At 51.1% G+C, this 17,953-nt stretch carries 16 protein-coding genes; 14 read left to right on the top strand and 2 right to left on the bottom strand.

Features of this window, described 5'->3' with window-relative positions:
* Nucleotides 1-137: 137 nt before the first annotated feature.
* The 5 genes from hrcA (at nt 138) to C7E00_RS09020 (ending at nt 7,503) form a co-directional block, all read left to right on the top strand.
* Nucleotides 138-1,169, top strand: a complete 1,032-nt coding sequence (hrcA, locus tag C7E00_RS09040) for a heat-inducible transcriptional repressor HrcA (RefSeq protein ID WP_105303980.1) — start codon at nt 138-140, stop codon at nt 1,167-1,169.
* A complete protein-coding gene (gene grpE, locus C7E00_RS09035) occupies nt 1,166-1,801 on the top strand; it encodes a nucleotide exchange factor GrpE (protein WP_105303979.1) in 636 nt (211 codons plus the stop codon). The genes hrcA and grpE overlap by 4 nt, the downstream gene beginning before the upstream one ends.
* A gap of 22 nt (nt 1,802-1,823) precedes the next feature.
* Nucleotides 1,824-3,659 (top strand): molecular chaperone DnaK, encoded by a 1,836-nt coding sequence (gene dnaK, locus C7E00_RS09030; protein WP_105303978.1) that lies wholly within the window; start codon nt 1,824-1,826, stop codon nt 3,657-3,659.
* 88 nt (nt 3,660-3,747) lie between these two features.
* The gene (gene dnaJ / locus C7E00_RS09025) at nt 3,748-4,902 is read left to right on the top strand and encodes a molecular chaperone DnaJ (protein ID WP_105303977.1); all 1,155 of its coding nucleotides are present in this window, start codon (nt 3,748-3,750) and stop codon (nt 4,900-4,902) included.
* A 42-nt stretch (nt 4,903-4,944) separates the two neighbouring features.
* Nucleotides 4,945-7,503: an ATP-dependent Clp protease ATP-binding subunit gene (locus C7E00_RS09020; protein ID WP_105303976.1), complete on the top strand. Its 2,559-nt coding sequence runs from the start codon at nt 4,945-4,947 to the stop codon at nt 7,501-7,503.
* Nucleotides 7,504-7,705: 202 nt separating this feature from the next.
* Here the strand turns inward: C7E00_RS09020 and tnpA are convergent, their stop codons facing one another.
* The gene (tnpA, locus tag C7E00_RS09015) at nt 7,706-8,176 is read right to left on the bottom strand and encodes an IS200/IS605 family transposase (RefSeq protein ID WP_105303975.1); all 471 of its coding nucleotides are present in this window, start codon (nt 8,174-8,176) and stop codon (nt 7,706-7,708) included.
* 64 nt (nt 8,177-8,240) lie between these two features.
* Here tnpA and C7E00_RS09010 point away from each other — a divergent pair, with 64 nt between their 5' ends.
* Nucleotides 8,241-9,593: an IS200/IS605 family accessory protein TnpB-related protein gene (locus tag C7E00_RS09010; protein ID WP_105303974.1), complete on the top strand. Its 1,353-nt coding sequence runs from the start codon at nt 8,241-8,243 to the stop codon at nt 9,591-9,593.
* Nucleotides 9,594-10,029: 436 nt separating this feature from the next.
* Here C7E00_RS09010 and C7E00_RS09005 read toward each other — a convergent pair whose 3' ends face one another.
* Nucleotides 10,030-10,242, bottom strand: coding sequence for a hypothetical protein (locus C7E00_RS09005; protein ID WP_105303973.1), 213 nt, complete (start codon nt 10,240-10,242; stop codon nt 10,030-10,032).
* A gap of 96 nt (nt 10,243-10,338) precedes the next feature.
* Between C7E00_RS09005 and C7E00_RS09000 the strand changes: the two genes are divergently transcribed.
* The 8 genes from C7E00_RS09000 (at nt 10,339) to C7E00_RS08965 (ending at nt 17,933) form a co-directional block, all read left to right on the top strand.
* Entirely contained in the window at nt 10,339-11,247 is a 909-nt protein-coding gene (locus C7E00_RS09000; RefSeq protein ID WP_105303972.1) for a nucleoside hydrolase, read from the top strand.
* Nucleotides 11,244-11,894: a hypothetical protein gene (locus C7E00_RS08995; protein WP_105303971.1), complete on the top strand. Its 651-nt coding sequence runs from the start codon at nt 11,244-11,246 to the stop codon at nt 11,892-11,894. Before C7E00_RS09000 ends, C7E00_RS08995 begins: the two co-directional genes overlap by 4 nt.
* Before the next feature lie 29 nt (nt 11,895-11,923).
* The gene (locus C7E00_RS08990; RefSeq protein ID WP_154504776.1) at nt 11,924-12,586 is read left to right on the top strand and encodes an acyltransferase; all 663 of its coding nucleotides are present in this window, start codon (nt 11,924-11,926) and stop codon (nt 12,584-12,586) included.
* A gap of 102 nt (nt 12,587-12,688) precedes the next feature.
* Nucleotides 12,689-13,321: a lactate utilization protein gene (locus tag C7E00_RS08985; protein ID WP_167836538.1), complete on the top strand. Its 633-nt coding sequence runs from the start codon at nt 12,689-12,691 to the stop codon at nt 13,319-13,321.
* A gap of 17 nt (nt 13,322-13,338) precedes the next feature.
* Nucleotides 13,339-13,833 (top strand): hypothetical protein, encoded by a 495-nt coding sequence (locus tag C7E00_RS08980; RefSeq protein ID WP_105303969.1) that lies wholly within the window; start codon nt 13,339-13,341, stop codon nt 13,831-13,833.
* Nucleotides 13,834-13,837: 4 nt separating this feature from the next.
* On the top strand, nt 13,838-15,355 hold the full coding sequence (locus tag C7E00_RS08975) for a nicotinate phosphoribosyltransferase (protein WP_105303968.1): 1,518 nt from the start codon (nt 13,838-13,840) through the stop codon (nt 15,353-15,355).
* On the top strand, nt 15,352-15,981 hold the full coding sequence (gene nadD / locus C7E00_RS08970; RefSeq protein ID WP_105303967.1) for a nicotinate (nicotinamide) nucleotide adenylyltransferase: 630 nt from the start codon (nt 15,352-15,354) through the stop codon (nt 15,979-15,981). Before C7E00_RS08975 ends, nadD begins: the two co-directional genes overlap by 4 nt.
* On the top strand, nt 15,978-17,933 hold the full coding sequence (locus C7E00_RS08965; protein WP_105303966.1) for an NAD(+) synthase: 1,956 nt from the start codon (nt 15,978-15,980) through the stop codon (nt 17,931-17,933). The genes nadD and C7E00_RS08965 overlap by 4 nt, the downstream gene beginning before the upstream one ends.
* Nucleotides 17,934-17,953 lie beyond the last annotated feature (20 nt).

The following is a 17,953-nucleotide window of genomic DNA, read 5'->3' as shown; positions in this document are numbered from 1 at the left end:
TTCTTTAGGAAAAAGGCATGGTTATGCGGGATTCAGAAATTCAAAAAGATTTAGCACACCAATATTGACAGTGCTAAACCCTCGAGCTATACTGTTAGCAGTCAAACGAAATGAATGCTAAAAGGAGGCGATTCGGAATGCTGACACCAAGAAGAATAGAAATATTCAAAGCGATCGTGGATGAATATATCCGAACCGCAGAACCGGTTGGCTCCAAGACTCTGCAGCAGAAATACAAGCTCCCGTATTCGAGTGCGACGATCCGCAATGATATGCAGGTTCTGGAAGAAATGGGCTATCTCGAAAAGACTCATACTTCCAGCGGCCGGATTCCGAGCACTGCCGGATACAAGTTCTATTGCGAGAATCTGCTGAAGGATTCCAACATCGACAAGAAGATGGAAGTTGCCATCCGATCTGCCTTCGATGCGTCAAACCTCAACGTGCAGGAAGCGGTCGAGCAGAGCTGTCAGATCCTCAGCGAGATGACCAATATGACCACAGGAGCGGTGGGGCCTGATTCCAGCTCCCAGCGCCTGGAGCATATCAAGCTGTTCCCGATTGACGATCAGAATGCCGTAGCCGTATTCATCACGAATACCGGTCATACGGAAACGAAGAACTTCCATTTCGAACGGGCAATATCCATCAAGGACATCGAGACGTGCACCGATGTGCTGAATCAGAGGCTCAAGGATGTGCCGGTCAGCGAGCTGGTCCAGCGGATGGAAGAGCTCAAACCGGAGCTTGGCCAGGTCGTGGAGCAGCACGATGTGCTGTTCACCGCATTCGTGCAGGCATTCGTGAAGTTTGCCAGCGAGAACGTCTACTTCTCCGGCAAGGACAAGATGCTGTATCAGCCGGAATTCGAAGATATCAGCAAGCTCAAGAAGCTGATGTCGGTGCTCGATGATACTTCCAAGTGGAAAGAACTGAACAATTCCGAGCATGCCGTGACGGTAACGACCAGCAAGGGTGCAGAACTGACATGGGTCAATGATGTGGCAATTGTCCGAAGTACGTTCCATGTGAATAAAGATGAGAAAGGGCAGCTGATGGTCGTCGGGCCATCCCGGATGAATTATGAACGGGTTGTCTCGATGCTGGACTATGTTGCCCAGATGATAGAAGACATGTATCGATCCGGAGGCGATGGAAAGAAAAAATGAGCGAAGAAACACAGGACATGAAGAAACCGGAAGCTGAGAAGCAGCCGGAACCTTCGGAGAGCAGCGAGGCTGCTCCGAAGGAACAGGAGCAGAAACCTGCAGAACAGAAAGAAGCTTCTTCCGAAAAGAAAGAAGAGAAGAAGCCTGCACCTGATCCGAAGGCAGAAGAAATCGCAGCCCTGAAGAAACAGAATGCAGAACTGCAGGGACAGGTAGACAAGCTGAAGAATGCCTATGCCAGAGCTTATGCGGATACCGAAAATACCCGCAGGCGGCTGACAAACGAATTCGATCAGCACATGAAGTACCACATCGCAGACTTTGCCAAGGAGATTCTCCCTTGCATCGACAACTGCGAGCGGGCCCTGGCTGTGAAGGCTGCGGATACGAATGATGAGAATTACCGCAAGGCATTCGAGATGGTTCTGAAGAGTCTGACTGCAGCCCTGAAGAAAGAAGGGGTCGAGGAAATCGAAGCAGACGGAAAAGAATATGATCCGAATCTGATGCAGGCAATGATGACCGAGCATGTCGAAGGCGTGAAGCCCGGCATGGTTACTCAGGTGCTTCAGAAGGGATACAAGCTGAAAGATCGGCTGTTAAGAGCCGCTATGGTAAAGGTGAGCGAATAAGCTCAGGAGGAAAAAGAATATTATGTCTAAGATTATCGGAATTGACTTAGGTACTACGAATAGCTGTGTTGCAGTCATGGAAGGCAAGGAGCCTAAGGTAATCACCAATCCGGAAGGCAACCGCACCACTCCGTCTGTCGTTGCATTCAAGAACGGCGACCGCATCGTCGGGGATGCTGCAAAGCGTCAGATGATCACGAACAAGAATACCGTGTATTCCATTAAGAGAAAGATGGGTACCGATGAGAAGGTTACTCTGGAAGGCAAGCAGTACACGCCGGAAGAGATTTCCGCAATGATTCTGTCCTACCTGAAGGACTATGCAGAAGGATACCTTGGTGAGAAGGTCGAGAAGGCTGTCATCACTGTTCCGGCATACTTCAACGATGCACAGCGTCAGGCAACCAAGAACGCCGGCAAGATTGCTGGTCTGGATGTTGTCCGTATCATCAATGAGCCGACTGCTTCTGCTCTTGCATTCGGTATCGATAAGGGCGATAAGGAACAGAAGGTTCTCGTTTATGACCTCGGCGGCGGCACCTTCGATGTCAGTATCCTCGATATCGCAGATGGCACGTTCGAAGTTCTGGCTACGGCTGGCGATACTCATCTGGGCGGCGATGATTTCGATAACGTGATCATCGACTGGCTTGCTGACAACTTCCGCAGAGAGCATGGCATTGATCTCAAAGCAGACAACATGACCCTGCAGAGACTCAAGGATGCTGCTGAAAAGGCAAAGAAAGACCTCTCCGGCATGCTGGAAGTCGATATCTCCCTGCCGTTCATCGCAATGGCAAAGGATGGCAGCGGTGCTCTGAACCTCGAAGCTAAGCTGACTCGTGCAGAGTTTGATAAGATGACAAAATTCCTGGTCGACAAGACCATGGGACCGGTCCGTCAGGCGCTCAAGGATGCAAAGCTGACTGCCAATGACATTGATCAGGTTCTGCTGGTCGGCGGTTCTACCCGTATCCCGGCAGTTCAGGAAGCAGTCAGAAGAGAGCTCGGCAAAGAGCCGAACAAGTCCGTCAACCCGGATGAGTGCGTCGCAATCGGTGCTGCAATTCAGGGCGGCGTCATCGCCGGCGATGTGAAGGACGTCCTTCTGCTGGATGTCACTCCGCTGTCTCTTGGTATTGAAACACTCGGCGGTGTCATGACCGTTCTGATTCCGAGAAACACCACGATCCCGACTTCGAAGAGCCAGGTATTCTCTACGGCTGCGGATAATCAGCCGGCAGTTGACATTCATGTCCTGCAGGGTGAGCGTCCGATGGCTGCTGATAACAAGACGCTGGGCAACTTCCAGCTCGATGGCATCGCACCGGCGCGCAGAGGTGTTCCGCAGATTGAAGTCACGTTTGATATCGATGTCAACGGTATCGTGCATGTGTCCGCTAAGGATAAGGGTACCGGCAAGGAACAGAGCATCACGATTTCCAATTCTTCCAATCTCTCTGATGCTGAGATCGACCGCATGGTGAAGGAAGCTGAGGCGAACAAGGCTGAGGATGACAAGAAGAAGGAAGACATCGAGACCAAGAACAAGGCAGAGGCTTACATCAATCAGATTGATGAGACTCTGAAGACTGAGAACCCGAATGTCACGCAGGCTCAGAAGGATGAGGTCAAGAAGCTTCGCGATGAGCTGCAGGAATGCATTGACAAGAATGATATGGATGGTCTGAAGACAAAGATGGATGCCCTGGAAAAGGCAGCCAATGAGATGGCTCAGTCCATGTATCAGAATGCCGGCGGCCAGCAGCAGAGTGCAGGCACTCAGCAGAATGCCGGCAGCACTGGTTCCAAGTCCGATGATGATGTAGTGGATGCGGACTTCAAGGAAAAGAAGTAATCACTGTGTATGCGGCAGATTCCTGGAAGAAACTCCGGGAATTTGTCTTCTACGGGGTTTCCCCGCATAAGGAAAGAGGCACGCGGAAATGGCAGAAAAGAGAGATTATTACGAGGTGCTTGGCGTCTCGAAATCGGCAACGGATGATGAAATCAAGAAAGCATATCGTTCTCTTGCCAAGAAATATCATCCTGATGTGAACAAGGCGCCGGATGCCGAGGAGAAGTTCAAGGAAATTAATGAAGCCTATGAAGTTCTCAGTGATCCGGATAAGCGCCAGAAGTATGATCAGTTCGGATTTGCCGGCATGGACGGTGCTCAGGCGGATGGCGGATTCGGCCAGTACGGCGGATTCACGTCCGGAAGCTTCGATGACCTGAACGATATCTTCTCCAGTTTCTTCGGCGGAGATATGGGCGGCTTCGGCGGCTCGAGACGGTCTTCGTCACGTGCTTCTTCGCAGCCTCGCAAGGGCCAGGACCGGCTCATGCGCATGGATATCACGTTCATGGAAGCATGTTTCGGAACGACCAAGACCCTGAACCTGACGGTGGATGAAGTATGCAGTTCCTGCGGGGGCAGCGGTGCGGCATCGCCTTCGGATATCGAAGACTGCCCGACCTGCCATGGCACCGGTACGGTCATCTCCCAGCAGCGGACCGCATTCGGAGTATTCCAGTCGCAGAATGTATGTCCGGACTGCCGCGGAACCGGCAAGCGGATCCGCCGCGTATGTCCGACCTGCGGCGGCAAGGGCTACGAGCGCAAGAAGGTCACCGTGGATGTGAAGATCCCGGCAGGCATCGCATCCGGCCAGCAGTTAAGAGTTGCGGGCAAGGGCGAGCGCGGAACGAATGGCGGCCCGAATGGAGATCTGTATCTGGAGATCAATGTTCTGCCGCATGAGCAGTTCGTCAGGGATGGCCGGAACATCCTCCTGGATATCCCGGTTTCCGCAGTGGATGCGACACTCGGAACGACGGTCGATGTACCGACGATCCGCGGTGAGGTTTCGATGAAGATTCCGGCAGGAACCCAGGATGGCACGCAGCTGAGACTGCGCGGAGAAGGGGTTGCTGATTTACGCACGGGCAAGCCAGGAGATCAGCTATGCACGGTACGGATCAAGATTGACAAGAAACTCAGTGCAAAAGAAAAAGCACTCTATGAACAGCTGAAGGAGCTTGAGGACAGCCCGGAGAAAGAATCTGTCTGGGATCGGTTCCGCCGCTCCTTCAAATAAAGAGAATGACTGAGGGAAACCAGAAACAGGAGGTGATCTCTCATGGATATTGAAAAGATGACTGAACAGCTGCAGCAGATCATCATGGCTGCACTGACGAAAGCGCAGGAGAATCATAACCCGGAGCTGACGCCGGAACATGTTCTGGCGGCGATGATCGAAGACAATGGTCTCGATGGGATCTGGGAGAGAGTCAAAGCCGATAAGGCAAAGATGCTCGAATTCGTGAATCAGTATCTGGCAAGACTTTCCACTACGACTGACAGCGGTCAGCCGGCATTGTCCAGATACCTGAGCGAAGGCTATACGCATGCGCTGGATTACATGAAGAAGAAGGGCGATACGTATATGGGCACGGCCGCTCTTCTGATCGGATTGCTGGAAACGAATGCTCCGGTCTGCAATGATCTCATGAAGCAGTTCCATTTCACGCTGAAAGATGTGATCAAGGCCGAAGAAGAAAGAAGGGCTGGAATGAAGATGGATGACAAGGGAAATGAAAGCCAGCTTGATGCTCTGAAGAAATACGGGCATGATCTGGTCCAGGATGTCAAGGACGGAAAGATCGATCCGGTCATCGGCAGAGATGAGGAAATCCGCCGGGTCATCGAGATTCTTTCCCGCAAGACGAAGAACAATCCGGTTCTGATCGGTGAACCGGGCGTCGGCAAGACTGCTATTGTCGAAGGACTTGCATGGCGTATCTACAACGGCGATGTGCCGTTAGGACTCAAGGACAAGCAGCTCATCGAACTGGATATGGGTGCGCTGATTGCCGGGGCCAAGTACCGTGGCGAATTCGAGGAACGTCTCAAGGGCGTGCTGAATTCCGTCAAGAAAGCAAATGGCAATATCATCCTGTTTATCGACGAGATTCATAATCTGGTCGGTGCAGGCAAGACGGAAGGATCCATGGATGCTGCGAACCTCCTGAAGCCGATGCTGGCAAGAGGCGAGCTGAAGTGCATCGGTGCAACGACCTTTGATGAATACCGCAAGTACATCGAGAAGGACCGGGCACTGGAGCGCCGGTTCCAGAAGATCATGGTTTCCGAGCCTTCGGTTCAGGATACCATTTCGATCCTCAGAGGACTCAAGGAACGCTTTGAGAGTCATCATGGCGTGCAGATCAAGGATGAAGCAATCGTGGCTGCTGCTACTCTGAGCAACCGCTATATCACTGATCGGTATCTTCCGGATAAGGCCATTGACCTGATCGATGAAGCATGTGCATGTCTGCGAGTGGAAATGGATTCCATGCCGGCAGACCTCGATGAGCTGAATCGGAAGATCATGACCCTGCAGATCGAAGAGACTTCTCTGAAAGACGAGACGGATCCGAAGACCGTGGAGCGCAAGAACGAGATCGAAAAAGAACTTGCAAACCTCAATGAAGAAAAGGCTCAGAAGTTCTCGAAGTGGCAGAAAGAGAAGAAAGAACTCGATGACGTCAAGACCTACCGCGAGCAGCTCGAACAGGCGAAGCTGCAGCTGACGCAGGCACAGAATGACGCTGACTACGAGAAAGCAGCAAAGCTGAAGTATGATACGATCCCTGCGCTGCAGAAGAAGATTGATGATGCTTCGGCAAAGGAAAGCAAGGATTCCATGATCCGTCAGGTCGTGGATGAAGAGATGATCGCTCAGATCGTCTCCCGCTGGACGCATATTGAAGTATCCCGTCTGATGGCAACCGAGCGGCAGAAGATCCTGCACCTGCCGGAAGCTCTCAGAAAGCGGGTCATGGGTCAGGACGAAGCTCTGAAGCTGGTTTCGGACGCCATCATGCGTTCGAAGGCAGATATCCAGGATGAGAACCGTCCGATCGGAAGCTTCCTGTTCCTCGGCCCGACTGGTGTCGGCAAGACCGAAGTCGCGAAAGCTCTGGCAGAACAGCTGTTCGATGATGAGAACAAGATCATCCGGATTGATATGTCGGAGTACATGGAGAAGTTCAGCGTATCCCGTCTGATCGGTGCGCCTCCTGGATATGTCGGCTATGACGAGGGCGGACAGCTGACCGAGGCAGTCCGCCGGAATCCTTACAGCATCGTGCTCCTCGATGAAGTCGAGAAAGCACATCCGGATGTGTTCAATGTTCTGCTGCAGATTCTCGATGATGGCAGAGTCACTGATTCCAAAGGCGTGACCGTGGACTTCAAGAACACGATCATCATCATGACCTCGAACCTCGGTTCACAGTATGCGTTCGATCCGGATCCAAAAGAGCGTCATGAGCACTACATGGAAGAAGTGAAGAAGTTCTTCAAGCCGGAGTTCGTGAACCGGATTGATGAAATCATCGTCTTCAATGCGCTGACCAAGGATACGATGAAGCAGATTGCTCAGAAGTTCCTGAATCAGCTGAGAGACCGTCTGGCTGAGAAGGACGTCAAGCTTGAGATCACCGAGGCTGCCGAAGATCGGATCATCTCCTGCGGCACGGATCCTGCATTCGGTGCGCGTCCGATGAAGCGGCATATCCAGAGAACCATCGAAACCGATGTGGCCAAAGTGATTCTCGAAGACCCTGCAATTGCCGGCAAGACGATTGTCGTCGATGCCGACGAGAACGGATACCGCGTCAGCGAGAAGAAGTAACAGGAAAAATCAGTTTCCAGAAACCGGAGACTGATTTTTTTTGGCTTATCATCTGCATGTTCAGCGGTCATTCAGATTGAGCCATAGTTCTCTCCTGAAACAAGTACAGCTTGCTCGATTGCGTCAGGGAGTATGCTGAAGCTTCATCTGCTGGGTTTGAATTAGTGGCGGCGCATTCCCCGTCTATAGCAGCGCAAGCTGTTTAGGCGGGGTTAGCCGCCTTTCTTCTGCCCGCAGGGCGGCGATAGCCTTCGTTATCGCGTTTTCCCTGTTCCTGGATATAGATTCTGACAGCCTCTTCGGTGGTTTCAGATACGGTGCTTAGGAAGTAGCTGTCAGACCAGAAAAGGTCTTTCCAGTAATACTTTTTCAATGCAGAAGAAAACTCTTTTCGTAACAGACGGGAAGTAACGGTTTTATAACTATTCACCAATTTAGAAAGCTGCGTCTGTGGAGAGGCTTCAAAAAGAAGATGCACATGATCCCTGTCTGTATTAATTTCCAGGATTCGGCATTTCCAATCGCCTTCTACCACTTCGCGGCTGATCTGAATCAGCCTGTTGGCGAGCTCCCCAGTAAGCACCGGATGTATGTATTTTGTAACTACAACCAAATGATACTGAAGCTTATAAATAGAATGCCTGTTCCTATGATATTCAGAGTAATAGTCCATATCTACACTTCCTTCTATTTAAACATACCACTAAAAGTGTTATACTGTATATAAGAGAAAGAAAATGCAGGTTGTAGGAAGCTATGGTGTACGCATTCGAGACAGCCATGATGCGCTGAAAAGAACAGCGAATCTCTTTTCGGATGCCGTCTCACATCTGGTGCATACCGCTCTTTTGAACTGGAACAATCTTTCTGATACAGACAGTTCGTTTGCGCGCCTGCGGATGATGGAGTGCATCATTCATTCCTCTGATGGCTTTGTATCACCTGATTCCTTCGATCAGAAGTTTCCAAAGTTCCCATCCTATTATCGCAGAGCCGCTATTATGCAGGCGCTTGGTATCGTTTCTGCGTATCAGTCCTCTCTGAAGAACTGGGAGGCAAACGGCAGTAAGGGAGAGGCCCCGAAATTGGATTCCTGTAAGCACCGGATGCCTGCACTGTATCGTGGCAACACTTATAAGCCTGTGATCGATGAACAGACTGGTGAAGTGTTGCCTTATGTGGCAAAGATCAAGGTGCTCCGCAATAACGATTGGGTATGGGATACCGTTCGCCTATCTAAGACGGATGTTGATTATCTTGACAAGAGAGGCAGGAGCGGAGATATCTCCGCTCCTGTGCTGGAGAAGAAATACGGATGCTGGAAGCTGAGATTTGCAGTAACGGAAACTGTAGAATTGTCCGCAAAACCTGTATCGGAGCAGAAGATATGTGCTGTCGACCTTGGAATTAGTACAGATGCGGTATGCAGTGTCATGGACTCTAAGGGTACTGTCCTGGCGCGTAAGTTCATTATGCGCGGAAGAGAAAAAGACTTTTTGAGCAATGCCCTGCATCGGGTGTCTGTATTCCAGTCTCTGCATGGATCACATGACTCCGGACGGCTCTGGAATATCGCAAAGCGAAGAAACAGGAATCTTGCACATCAGATTGCACGAGAGATTGTGAACTTTGCCATTGCGAATGAGTGCGATGTCATTGTCATGGAGCATCTTAATGCGAAAGGCAGAAAGCGAGGCAGTAAGAAGCAGAAGCTTGCCATGTGGAAGCACGCTGACATTCAGAAGACCGTAGAAAGTCTTGCCCATCGTTATGGGATTCGCATTTCTCATGTCAATGCATGGGGAACCAGCCGTCTTGCGTATGACGGAACCGGACGTGTCAAGCGCGGGAGAGAAGTATCAGAAGATACGCCATATGACGTCTGTGTATTCAAAAGCGGAAAGATCTACAATTGCGACCTTTCCGCCAGCTACAACATCGGGGCCCGTTATTTTATCCGCGGGCTGTTAATGGAATCACCCGATCTTATGACAAAAGTCTCTGGGATCGGGAGTGGAACCCAAAGGACGTTAGCTGACCTATGGAAGATCAACAGGGTCTTGTGCCCTCTGCTTCCTGCGGCAGGCTGACGATCCCGACATAAGTCTGAGAAACGTTAGTACAGATGGGTGCATAAGCTTCGGCTTGTGTGCTGTGCTGATACCGTATCGTTTGTGCAGACGGAAGTCTGAGGGCACACAAGCCCTTGGAAGCCCTGTCTATAGTGCGTCAGCACTTAGTCGGGGAGGTTCACTGCATATAGCGACAACCCGTCCTGGGAGACCATTGACGAAACTACAGTAGCTGTCCCCAGGCTGACAGGTGATGGGGCAGAGGACGGACGCAAGTATATCATCCTCTTCGGCAAAGAAGACGGAGTATGGAAAGTGATCTCCTATCAATGTGTTAATCCGCAATGATCATCCTTTTGCTGGCATGATCCGGATCTGATCGGCGTTTATTGCAGCTGGCATCTTTTCGTTCTGATCAAGAAAACGGCATGGGTTATTCCATGCCGTTCGTCCCTCAGCAGTTGTAGTTGATACGGGAAGGGGTCTCGATTACATACTGAATTGCAGATACCGGAATCTTGCGGTCCGCAGTCGTGGAGGAGAGGGTCATGATCTCTTTTCCTCCTTCCCGGTGAAGACCGGTGAGGCTGCCAGTGCAGATCCTGTGATTCTGTGCGTAAACCAGTACATGCTTGCCGAGGTAATTCTGCAGATCAATGGATTTCATGACAATTTCTCCTTTCTTTCCTGCCTATAATATAGTCAGCAATTGACGCAGAATTATGTCTGCAGAGTGAAAGTTTGCTGAAATGCGGAGGCAGTTATGGCAATTCCATTGATTCTGGATACCGATCCTGGCGTAGATGATTTCTTCTGCTTTGCAATGGTCTGTGCGTTCCGGGAAGTATTCGATCTGAAAGCAGTGACCGCCATGGGCGGCAACAACACCACATCCGTAACCTCGAAAAATGCTCAGCGCATTCTGAATCTGTTTCATTGCAAGGTTCCGGTTTCCTATGGGGCAGATTCCTATCTGACCGAGCCATTCGGAGAGCCGGTTGTCAGTGCGCATGGACATAATGGCCTTGGAGAAGCAGAGATCCCGGATCCCGGTCTGCCGCTGGACCCATTGAGAGCATGGGATAAGATCCATGAAGAAGCCGAAGAGAATGAAGGTCTTCAGCTGCTGACGGTTGCCCCATTGACGAACGTTGCGATGGCACTGATCCGCTATCCGGATCTGAAGCGGAAGATCTTTGGCATCACGATGATGGGAGGCTCGCAGCTTGTAGGCAATGTGACGCCGTACGGAGAAGCCAATGTGACGCATGATGTCTTTGCGGCTGAGAAGGTGTTTGAAAGCGGGATCCCGATCACGATGATCGGTCTTGATATCACGTCCCGGTGCGTGATTTCTCTGGACGAGTTTGAAGAGATGTCTGAAGGTCTGAACCCAAAAGTGCGTTCCATCATGCGGCAGCTGATTGCATTCCGTCATGGCGAGGCTATGCATGATGCCGTTGCTGCGGCAGCGATGGCTGATCCTGGCTTTCTGAAGTTCCGGAATGCGAAAGCAAGGATTGAGATGGCAAGTACACTCAGCTATGGCAGGGTCTGGCTGGAAGACGCTGAAGAAGAGACTGGCTTCCGGTATGCATATGAAGTGGATGTGCCTGCTTACAGAAAGATCTTTGCGAAGATGATCTCATCTCTGGAGGAAACCATCCGATGAAATACTTTCTTGATCTGGATCTGAACAGCTTCCGCGTTCTGGAATCCCTGGGGAATCAGGTGATCGGAGCATCGTTCTGTGCATGCATGGGGAAAGAGATTCCGGAAGGTTTTTCTGTTCCTTTATTCCGCGGGGCATCAGAGCCGATGCTTGGCACGTGGAGCAGGGCCGGGGAAGCAGCAGATCTTGATGAGATTGCAGAATTCCTATGCAGAGAAGAAGAGGTCACCTATGTCTCTCTTTCTGCACTGACTGATCCGGCAGAACTCGTTCTGTTTCATCCGGAAGTGATTCCGCATATCAGGACGTTTCTCGTCTGTGCAGGTTCCTTGAAGAATGAACGGGATTCGATCACGCAGAAGCGTCTGGCCCTGGATCCGGCTGCCGCAAAAAGTTTCTTTGCCTGGGATCTGAGCCGGGTGCTGATTCCGGGGCCGATCGGGGATGAGAATTCGGCAGTTCTTTCGTACCTTGAGAATCCGGAATCATTCCATGCAGAGAATGGATTCGTGCAGGTGGATCTGAACTCCGGCGGCAGAGCTGAGGCAGATCTCGTGATTGATCTCCGGCAGGGATGGGCACGAGAGCTGCGGAAGAATCAGCCGCATACCGATGTCATCATGGAGCAGATTCTGAGGAAATCCTGAGGTATAATAGCCTGCAGGGGCGAAAGAACATGATTTATACGATAAAAGATCTGTATGACCTGGATCATACCATAGCAAAAGATTATCTGCTTCAGTTTACGTATCCGTGGGAAGCACTTGCCGGGATCAGGCAATTGATTCTGGATCTTGGCGAAAAGCTGGATCCTGAGGAGTATACGGAAGTATCCGAGCATGTATGGGTTCATAAGACTGCCAAGGTATTTCCTTCTGCATATCTTGGTGCGCCATGCATTATCGGGCCGCGCACGGAAGTGCGTCATTGTGCCTTCATCCGCGGTTCTGCATTAGTCGGTGCGGATTGTGTCGTAGGCAATTCGGTCGAGCTCAAGAATGTGATTCTGTTCGACCATGTGCAGACTCCGCATTATAACTATGTCGGCGATTCGATTCTCGGATATTATTCTCATATGGGGGCAGGATCGGTCACCAGCAATGTCAAGAGCGACAAGAAGCTTGTTGTGGTACACGATGGCACAGATCGTCTTGAGACTGGCCTCAAGAAGTTCGGGGCAATGCTCGGCAATCATGTCGAGGTCGGCTGCAATTCCGTGCTGAATCCCGGAACCGTGATCGGGGTTAACAGCCGCGTCTATCCGACGAGCTGCGTGCGCGGGGTCGTGCCTGCCGATTCGATCTGGAAAGATGACGGAACCATTGCGGAAATCCGCTGAAGTGAAAGCTGGAGAAATCCGGCTTTTCTTGCGTCCTGAAGCCTGTTTCAAGGGGGATTTCCGTCTGTTATAATGACAGGGACAGGAAGAAGGAGTGCTGTTATGCAGGATCCGAGAACAACTGCAGCTGCTTTAAGGGCTGATAGCTGCATCAGCCATCTGCGCACGCATGGATTCGGTGCGGATTATTTTGAAACAAAGGAAGAAGTGCTTTCCTATCTGAAAGGTGCGATCGAGAAAGGTGCTTCGATCGGAATCGGCGGTTCCATGACGCTATCTGAGCTTGGAATCGTCAGCTGGCTGACGGGCAATCCGGACTACCGGTTTCTGGATCGCTATCATACGGATGATCCGGAAAAGATATTTCATGAAAGTCTGCTGGCCGATGTCTATCTGATGAGTACCAATGCTGTGACCGAAGAGGGAGAGCTTTACAACATCGATGGAAAAGGAAACCGGCTTGCCGCATTGATCTACGGACCGAAGAAAGTCTATGTGATTGCCGGCACGAACAAGATCGTGAAGAATCTGGAAGAAGCGGTGCAGCGGGTGGAGCTGCTGGCTGCTCCAGCGAACAATATCCGTCTGAACAAGACGAATCCGTGCACGAAGACCGGTCAGTGCATGCATTGCAGCACACCGTCCACCATCTGCAATCAGATTGTGACGACGCGCCGTTCGGGGACGCCGGGAAGAATTCATGTGCTTCTCGTGAATGAAGCACTTGGCTATTAGAGAGGAAGAAATCATTCATGGATACATCTTCAAACCTGCTGCTGACTGCGCTGTTCGGAGGCCTCGGTGTATGGATGCTGATGGGGTATTTCCGCTGCGTTAAGAATCTGAAATACAAGGACAGGATGTGGACTGCCAGCCGCATTCTGTTTGCGGCTGCCGGAGTGCTGTCGCTGCTTTCCATTGTGGTCTACCGCTCTGCCCTTGATTTCGTGAGGTTTGCAGCGATGACGATGTGCATCATCGCGTTTCTGATTCTAAGAGACGGAATCGGAGAGGAAGGCATCGGCTCGATGGGACGCTTAACCCCATGGAAAGATGTCAAAGCCTACGATTGTGCGGTATACAAGAAGAATTTCAGAGTGTTCTTCGTCTGCGAGGACAAGGATGCGAAGAAGAAAAAGGGCGAATATACCGTGGCAGTCAATTTTGATGCGAAGGATGAAAGGGAGATCACAGACTATCTGAATCAGAAAGCGGGAAAGAAGCATATCCGCATGAAGAAGGACTGAAGGTATGAGTGAGATTAAAGTACAGCCTTATATTCCGGATGAAGATTATGACAATCCGGCAATGGTCACGGATTTCTATGAATTCTCGATGGCAAACTGCCTGTTTCTGCATGGATTCAGGGATTCCGTCATGGTGTTTGATATGTTCTTCCGGGAGAATCCGGACCGGGGCGGTTTCTCGATTGCCTGCGGGCAGGATAAGCTGGTCAAGTTCCTCCTGAATTATCATTTCAATGAGCAGGATCTGATCTGGCTGCGTTCCAAGGGCATGAGTGAAGAGTTCTGCGAATACCTGCGCACCTACCGCTGGAAAGGGGATATGTATGCCCTGCGGGAAGGGACAGTCTGCTATCCGCAGGTGCCGATGGTCCGCATTGAGTGCGATATGGTCGGGGCAATCCTGATTGAGACGTATCTTCTGCAGACGATGAATTTCCATTCTCTGATTGCTACGAAAGCGACCAAGATCAGCGGACTTTCCACGCATACCCCGCGGAATGTCATGGAGTTCGGAACCAGAAGAGCACAAGGGGAAAGCGCTGGCAATGATGGTGCGTATGCAGCAGTCCTCGGCGGGTGTGTCGGAACGGCCAACTGCCTGGCAGAGATGAAATACGGACCGGAAGTCAAGGCAGTCGGCACGATTGCCCATAGCTTCATTGAGTTCTATCCGTCTGAATACGAGGCATTCCAGGCTTATGCAGAGACCTATCCGGAGAATGTTTCGCTTCTGCTGGATACGTACAATATCTTTGAGTCAGGCCTGCCGAATCTGATCAAGCTGGATGACTGGTTGATTTCGAAGTATCCGGATGATCCGAATAAGCGTGTCAAGTCTGCGCGGATTGACAGCGGCGACCTTGCCCGCGGCTACAAGAAGCTGCGCAAGGCACTCGACAAGGCGGGCAAATCGTACATCAAGCTGGTTGCCTCGAATTCTCTGGATGAGAAGAAGATGGCTGATATGGAAATCTATGAAGGCGCGAGGTTTGATTCGTATGGAGTCGGTGAGAAGCTGATTACAAGTGCGACGTCCCCGGTGTTCGGAGGAGTGTACAAGCTGGTTGCGGTGAAGCAGCCGGATGGCTCATATTCGCCGAAGATGAAGTGCAGCGATTCTGCTTCCAAGGCGATTATTCCGGGCAAGCTGATGGCCTGGAGAGTATTTGATGAAGAGGGCAAGGGACAGTGCGATATCATCGCCCTGGATCATGAGATGATCCGGGAAGGAGAGCCGATTGAGGTCGTGAACCTGGATCCGGATGCGTTTGATCATGTGAAGACGATCATTCCGGTGCATGTGGAGAAGATTCTCATTCCGCATATCCTGAATGGCCAGCTGGCTATTGATCTGCCTGATATCAGGGCAAAGAAAGATTTCATCCGTGAGCAGCTTGAGCATCGGGTCTGGGAGTCCGAACTTCGCCCGGAGATGCCCCATCAGCATTATGTGGATATGACCAGAGCAGTTGCGGAAGTACGGGAGAATATGTATCAGCAGCTTCATGGAGGCTGGATTTGAGCACGGCGCTGATGTTCGGCGGGGCTTTCAATCCGCCTACAGCTGCTCATCTATTGGCTGCAGATACGGCCAGGAAGGCAGTGGACTTTGACAAGGTCATCTTCGTTCCGACCAAGCAGGTCTATGTCGAGAAGGATCAGGGCAAGGACTTTGCCTTCGGGGATCAGGAACGGCTGGATATGCTCAGAATGATCAGCATTTCCCGGCCATGGATGGAAGTGTCTGCTTATGAGATTGAACAGAGCAGCCAGCCGCGGTCTTATGAGACCCTTTGCTGGTTAAGAAAGCAGGGATATGAACTGAGACTGCTGATGGGCAGCGATAAGCTGCCGGAACTGGAACATGGCTGGCTTCATGTAGAAGAGATCTGCAGGGAGTTCGGCATTGTATGCATGTCCCGCAGTCATGATGATCCTCATAGACTGATACAGAATGATCCGTATCTGAGAACACTTTCTCCGTATTTCACGATTGTTTCCCTGCCGGAAGAAACCCAGGATGTCAGTTCCACGAAAGTTCGTCAGAAATATCTGGAAATCCAGCAGGACTTGAAAGAACTCGAGCAGATGGTTCCGGAAGAGCTTCATGGACTGAAGCCTCAGCTGCTTAAGGGAGAGATTTTATGAAGAATCATATGATCAAGGTGGGAACCGCAGTTCCTGCTCTGAAGATTGCAGACGTTTCCTATAACACGCAGAAGATCATCTCGTGTGCAGAAGCCCATCAGGATCTTGGTCTGCTGGTATTTCCGGAGCTTTGTCTTACGGGTTATACGTGTGCTGATCTCTTCGGGCAGGATTTATTGCTGAATGCGGCCGAAGAGGGTCTTGTTCAGATCGCGGAAGCAAGTTCTTCGTGGCATGGGATGACCATCGTGGTCGGGGTTCCTCTTCGCTTTGAGAACAGTCTTTATAACTGTGCTGCCGTGATCTCTGAAGGAGAGATTGCCGGCATTGTCCCGAAGATCAATCTGCCGACCTACAGTGAGTTCTATGAGGAAAGATGGTTTTCTTCCGGCAAGGATGTGATCGGCAGAACGATTCTGATCCATGGACAGGAAGTCCCCTTCGGCATTGATCTCTTAGCATCAGATGATCATTCAGGAGCAGTTCTCGGCATAGAGATCTGCGAGGATTTATGGGTTCCTGACAAGCCGAGCACGCATGCATGTCTGGCCGGGGCGAATCTGATTGCCAATCTCAGTGCCAGCGATGAAGTCATCGGCAAGCAGGACTACCGGCGTTCGCTCGTGAAGCATCAGTCTGCAGACTGCTACTGCACGTATCTTTATGCAAGTTCTGCGATGGAGGAATCTTCTACAGATCTTGTTTTTTCCGGTCACTGCATGATTGCAGAAAACGGAAGCCTGAAAGCAGAAACGATCTATCCGGAGCCTGAGACGGTTCTCACGGCAATCACGGATCTGGATGTGCTGATTCATAACCGGACGCATCAGAATACGTTTCCGAGTGAATCCGGCGGGTGGTTCCGCAGGGTTCCGGTGTCGATTGAACCGCTTGGCGGAAAAGAAGAGCTGACGGCGGCTGAGCTTGTGGAAGCATTGAAGAAAGAGCAGGTTTCTTATCCAAGAATGCCGTTTGTTCCTTCGGATGATCAGCTGCTGCAGGAGCGGTGCCACCGGATTCTTCAGATCCAGGCAAATGGCCTGGCTACCCGGGTGAAAGCAACGGGGATTCATACCCTGGTCATCGGCATCTCGGGCGGACTGGATTCTACTCTTGCTCTATTAGTCTGTGCAGAAGCGAGGAAGATGGTTCCGGATCTGCGCATTATTGCGATCACGATGCCGAATCAAGGCAATACGACTTCGCTGACTTATTCCAATGCCATTGCTTTGATGAAAGCTCTGGATGTTGAAATCCGGGAGGTGGAGATCGGCAAGGCTGTCCGTGATCATCTGACTGCGATCGGACACAGCGAAGCATATCAGGGGGAAGGGGATACGACCTATGAGAACGCCCAGGCCCGCATGCGCACGTATATTCTGATGGATACCGCGAACATGGAGAATGGTCTGGTAGTCGGAACGGGCGATCTCAGTGAGCTTGCCCTTGGATGGTGCACGTATAATGGCGATCACATGTCCATGTACGGAGTCAATGCTTCCGTTCCGAAGACGCTGGTTCAGTATATCTGCAGGGCATATGCACTGACCTGCGGCAGAGAAGATCTGAAGAAGGTTCTTCTTTCGATCATTGATACGCCGATCTCTCCGGAGCTGACGCCGAATAAAGACGGAGCAATTGCGCAGAAGACGGAAGAGAAGATCGGCAAGTATGACCTCAATGATTTCTTCCTTTACTGGATGATGAGATATGGCTTTGAACCGGATAAGATTCTGGGTATGGCAATGACCGCTTACCCGGAGCTGGATCCGGAAACGATCCGCACGGCAGAGATCCGGTTCTATAACCGTTTCTTCCATCAGCAGTTCAAGCGCAGCTGTCTGCCGGATGGTCCGAAGGTCGGCTCGGTCACTCTCAGCCCCAGAGGCGACTGGCGCATGCCCAGTGATGCATGTGTGAATCTCTGGCTTGAGGAGCTGAAGAACAGCTGATAAAAGAGCCGATTATCGCA

This window comes from Anaerolactibacter massiliensis (assembly GCF_900290205.1).
Lineage (GTDB): Bacteria > Bacillota_I > Bacilli_A > Erysipelotrichales > Erysipelotrichaceae > Bulleidia > Bulleidia intestinalis.
The sequence above is the reverse complement of the archived record's forward strand: the minus strand, read 5'-3'. Positions and strand labels throughout refer to the sequence as shown.

Coding starts and splice junctions, on each gene's coding strand:
- C7E00_RS08995 (WP_105303971.1), top strand. CDS start 11,244: ATGAAATACTTTCTTGATCTGGATCTGAACAGCTTCCGCGTTCTGGAA.
- grpE (WP_105303979.1), top strand. CDS start 1,166: ATGAGCGAAGAAACACAGGACATGAAGAAACCGGAAGCTGAGAAGCAG.
- C7E00_RS09005 (WP_105303973.1), bottom strand. CDS start 10,242: ATGAAATCCATTGATCTGCAGAATTACCTCGGCAAGCATGTACTGGTT.
- C7E00_RS08985 (WP_167836538.1), top strand. CDS start 12,689: ATGCAGGATCCGAGAACAACTGCAGCTGCTTTAAGGGCTGATAGCTGC.
- C7E00_RS08980 (WP_105303969.1), top strand. CDS start 13,339: ATGGATACATCTTCAAACCTGCTGCTGACTGCGCTGTTCGGAGGCCTC.
- C7E00_RS08975 (WP_105303968.1), top strand. CDS start 13,838: ATGAGTGAGATTAAAGTACAGCCTTATATTCCGGATGAAGATTATGAC.
- C7E00_RS09020 (WP_105303976.1), top strand. CDS start 4,945: ATGGATATTGAAAAGATGACTGAACAGCTGCAGCAGATCATCATGGCT.
- tnpA (WP_105303975.1), bottom strand. CDS start 8,176: ATGGACTATTACTCTGAATATCATAGGAACAGGCATTCTATTTATAAG.
- C7E00_RS08990 (WP_154504776.1), top strand. CDS start 11,924: ATGATTTATACGATAAAAGATCTGTATGACCTGGATCATACCATAGCA.
- C7E00_RS08965 (WP_105303966.1), top strand. CDS start 15,978: ATGAAGAATCATATGATCAAGGTGGGAACCGCAGTTCCTGCTCTGAAG.
- dnaJ (WP_105303977.1), top strand. CDS start 3,748: ATGGCAGAAAAGAGAGATTATTACGAGGTGCTTGGCGTCTCGAAATCG.
- dnaK (WP_105303978.1), top strand. CDS start 1,824: ATGTCTAAGATTATCGGAATTGACTTAGGTACTACGAATAGCTGTGTT.
- C7E00_RS09010 (WP_105303974.1), top strand. CDS start 8,241: ATGCAGGTTGTAGGAAGCTATGGTGTACGCATTCGAGACAGCCATGAT.
- hrcA (WP_105303980.1), top strand. CDS start 138: ATGCTGACACCAAGAAGAATAGAAATATTCAAAGCGATCGTGGATGAA.
- C7E00_RS09000 (WP_105303972.1), top strand. CDS start 10,339: ATGGCAATTCCATTGATTCTGGATACCGATCCTGGCGTAGATGATTTC.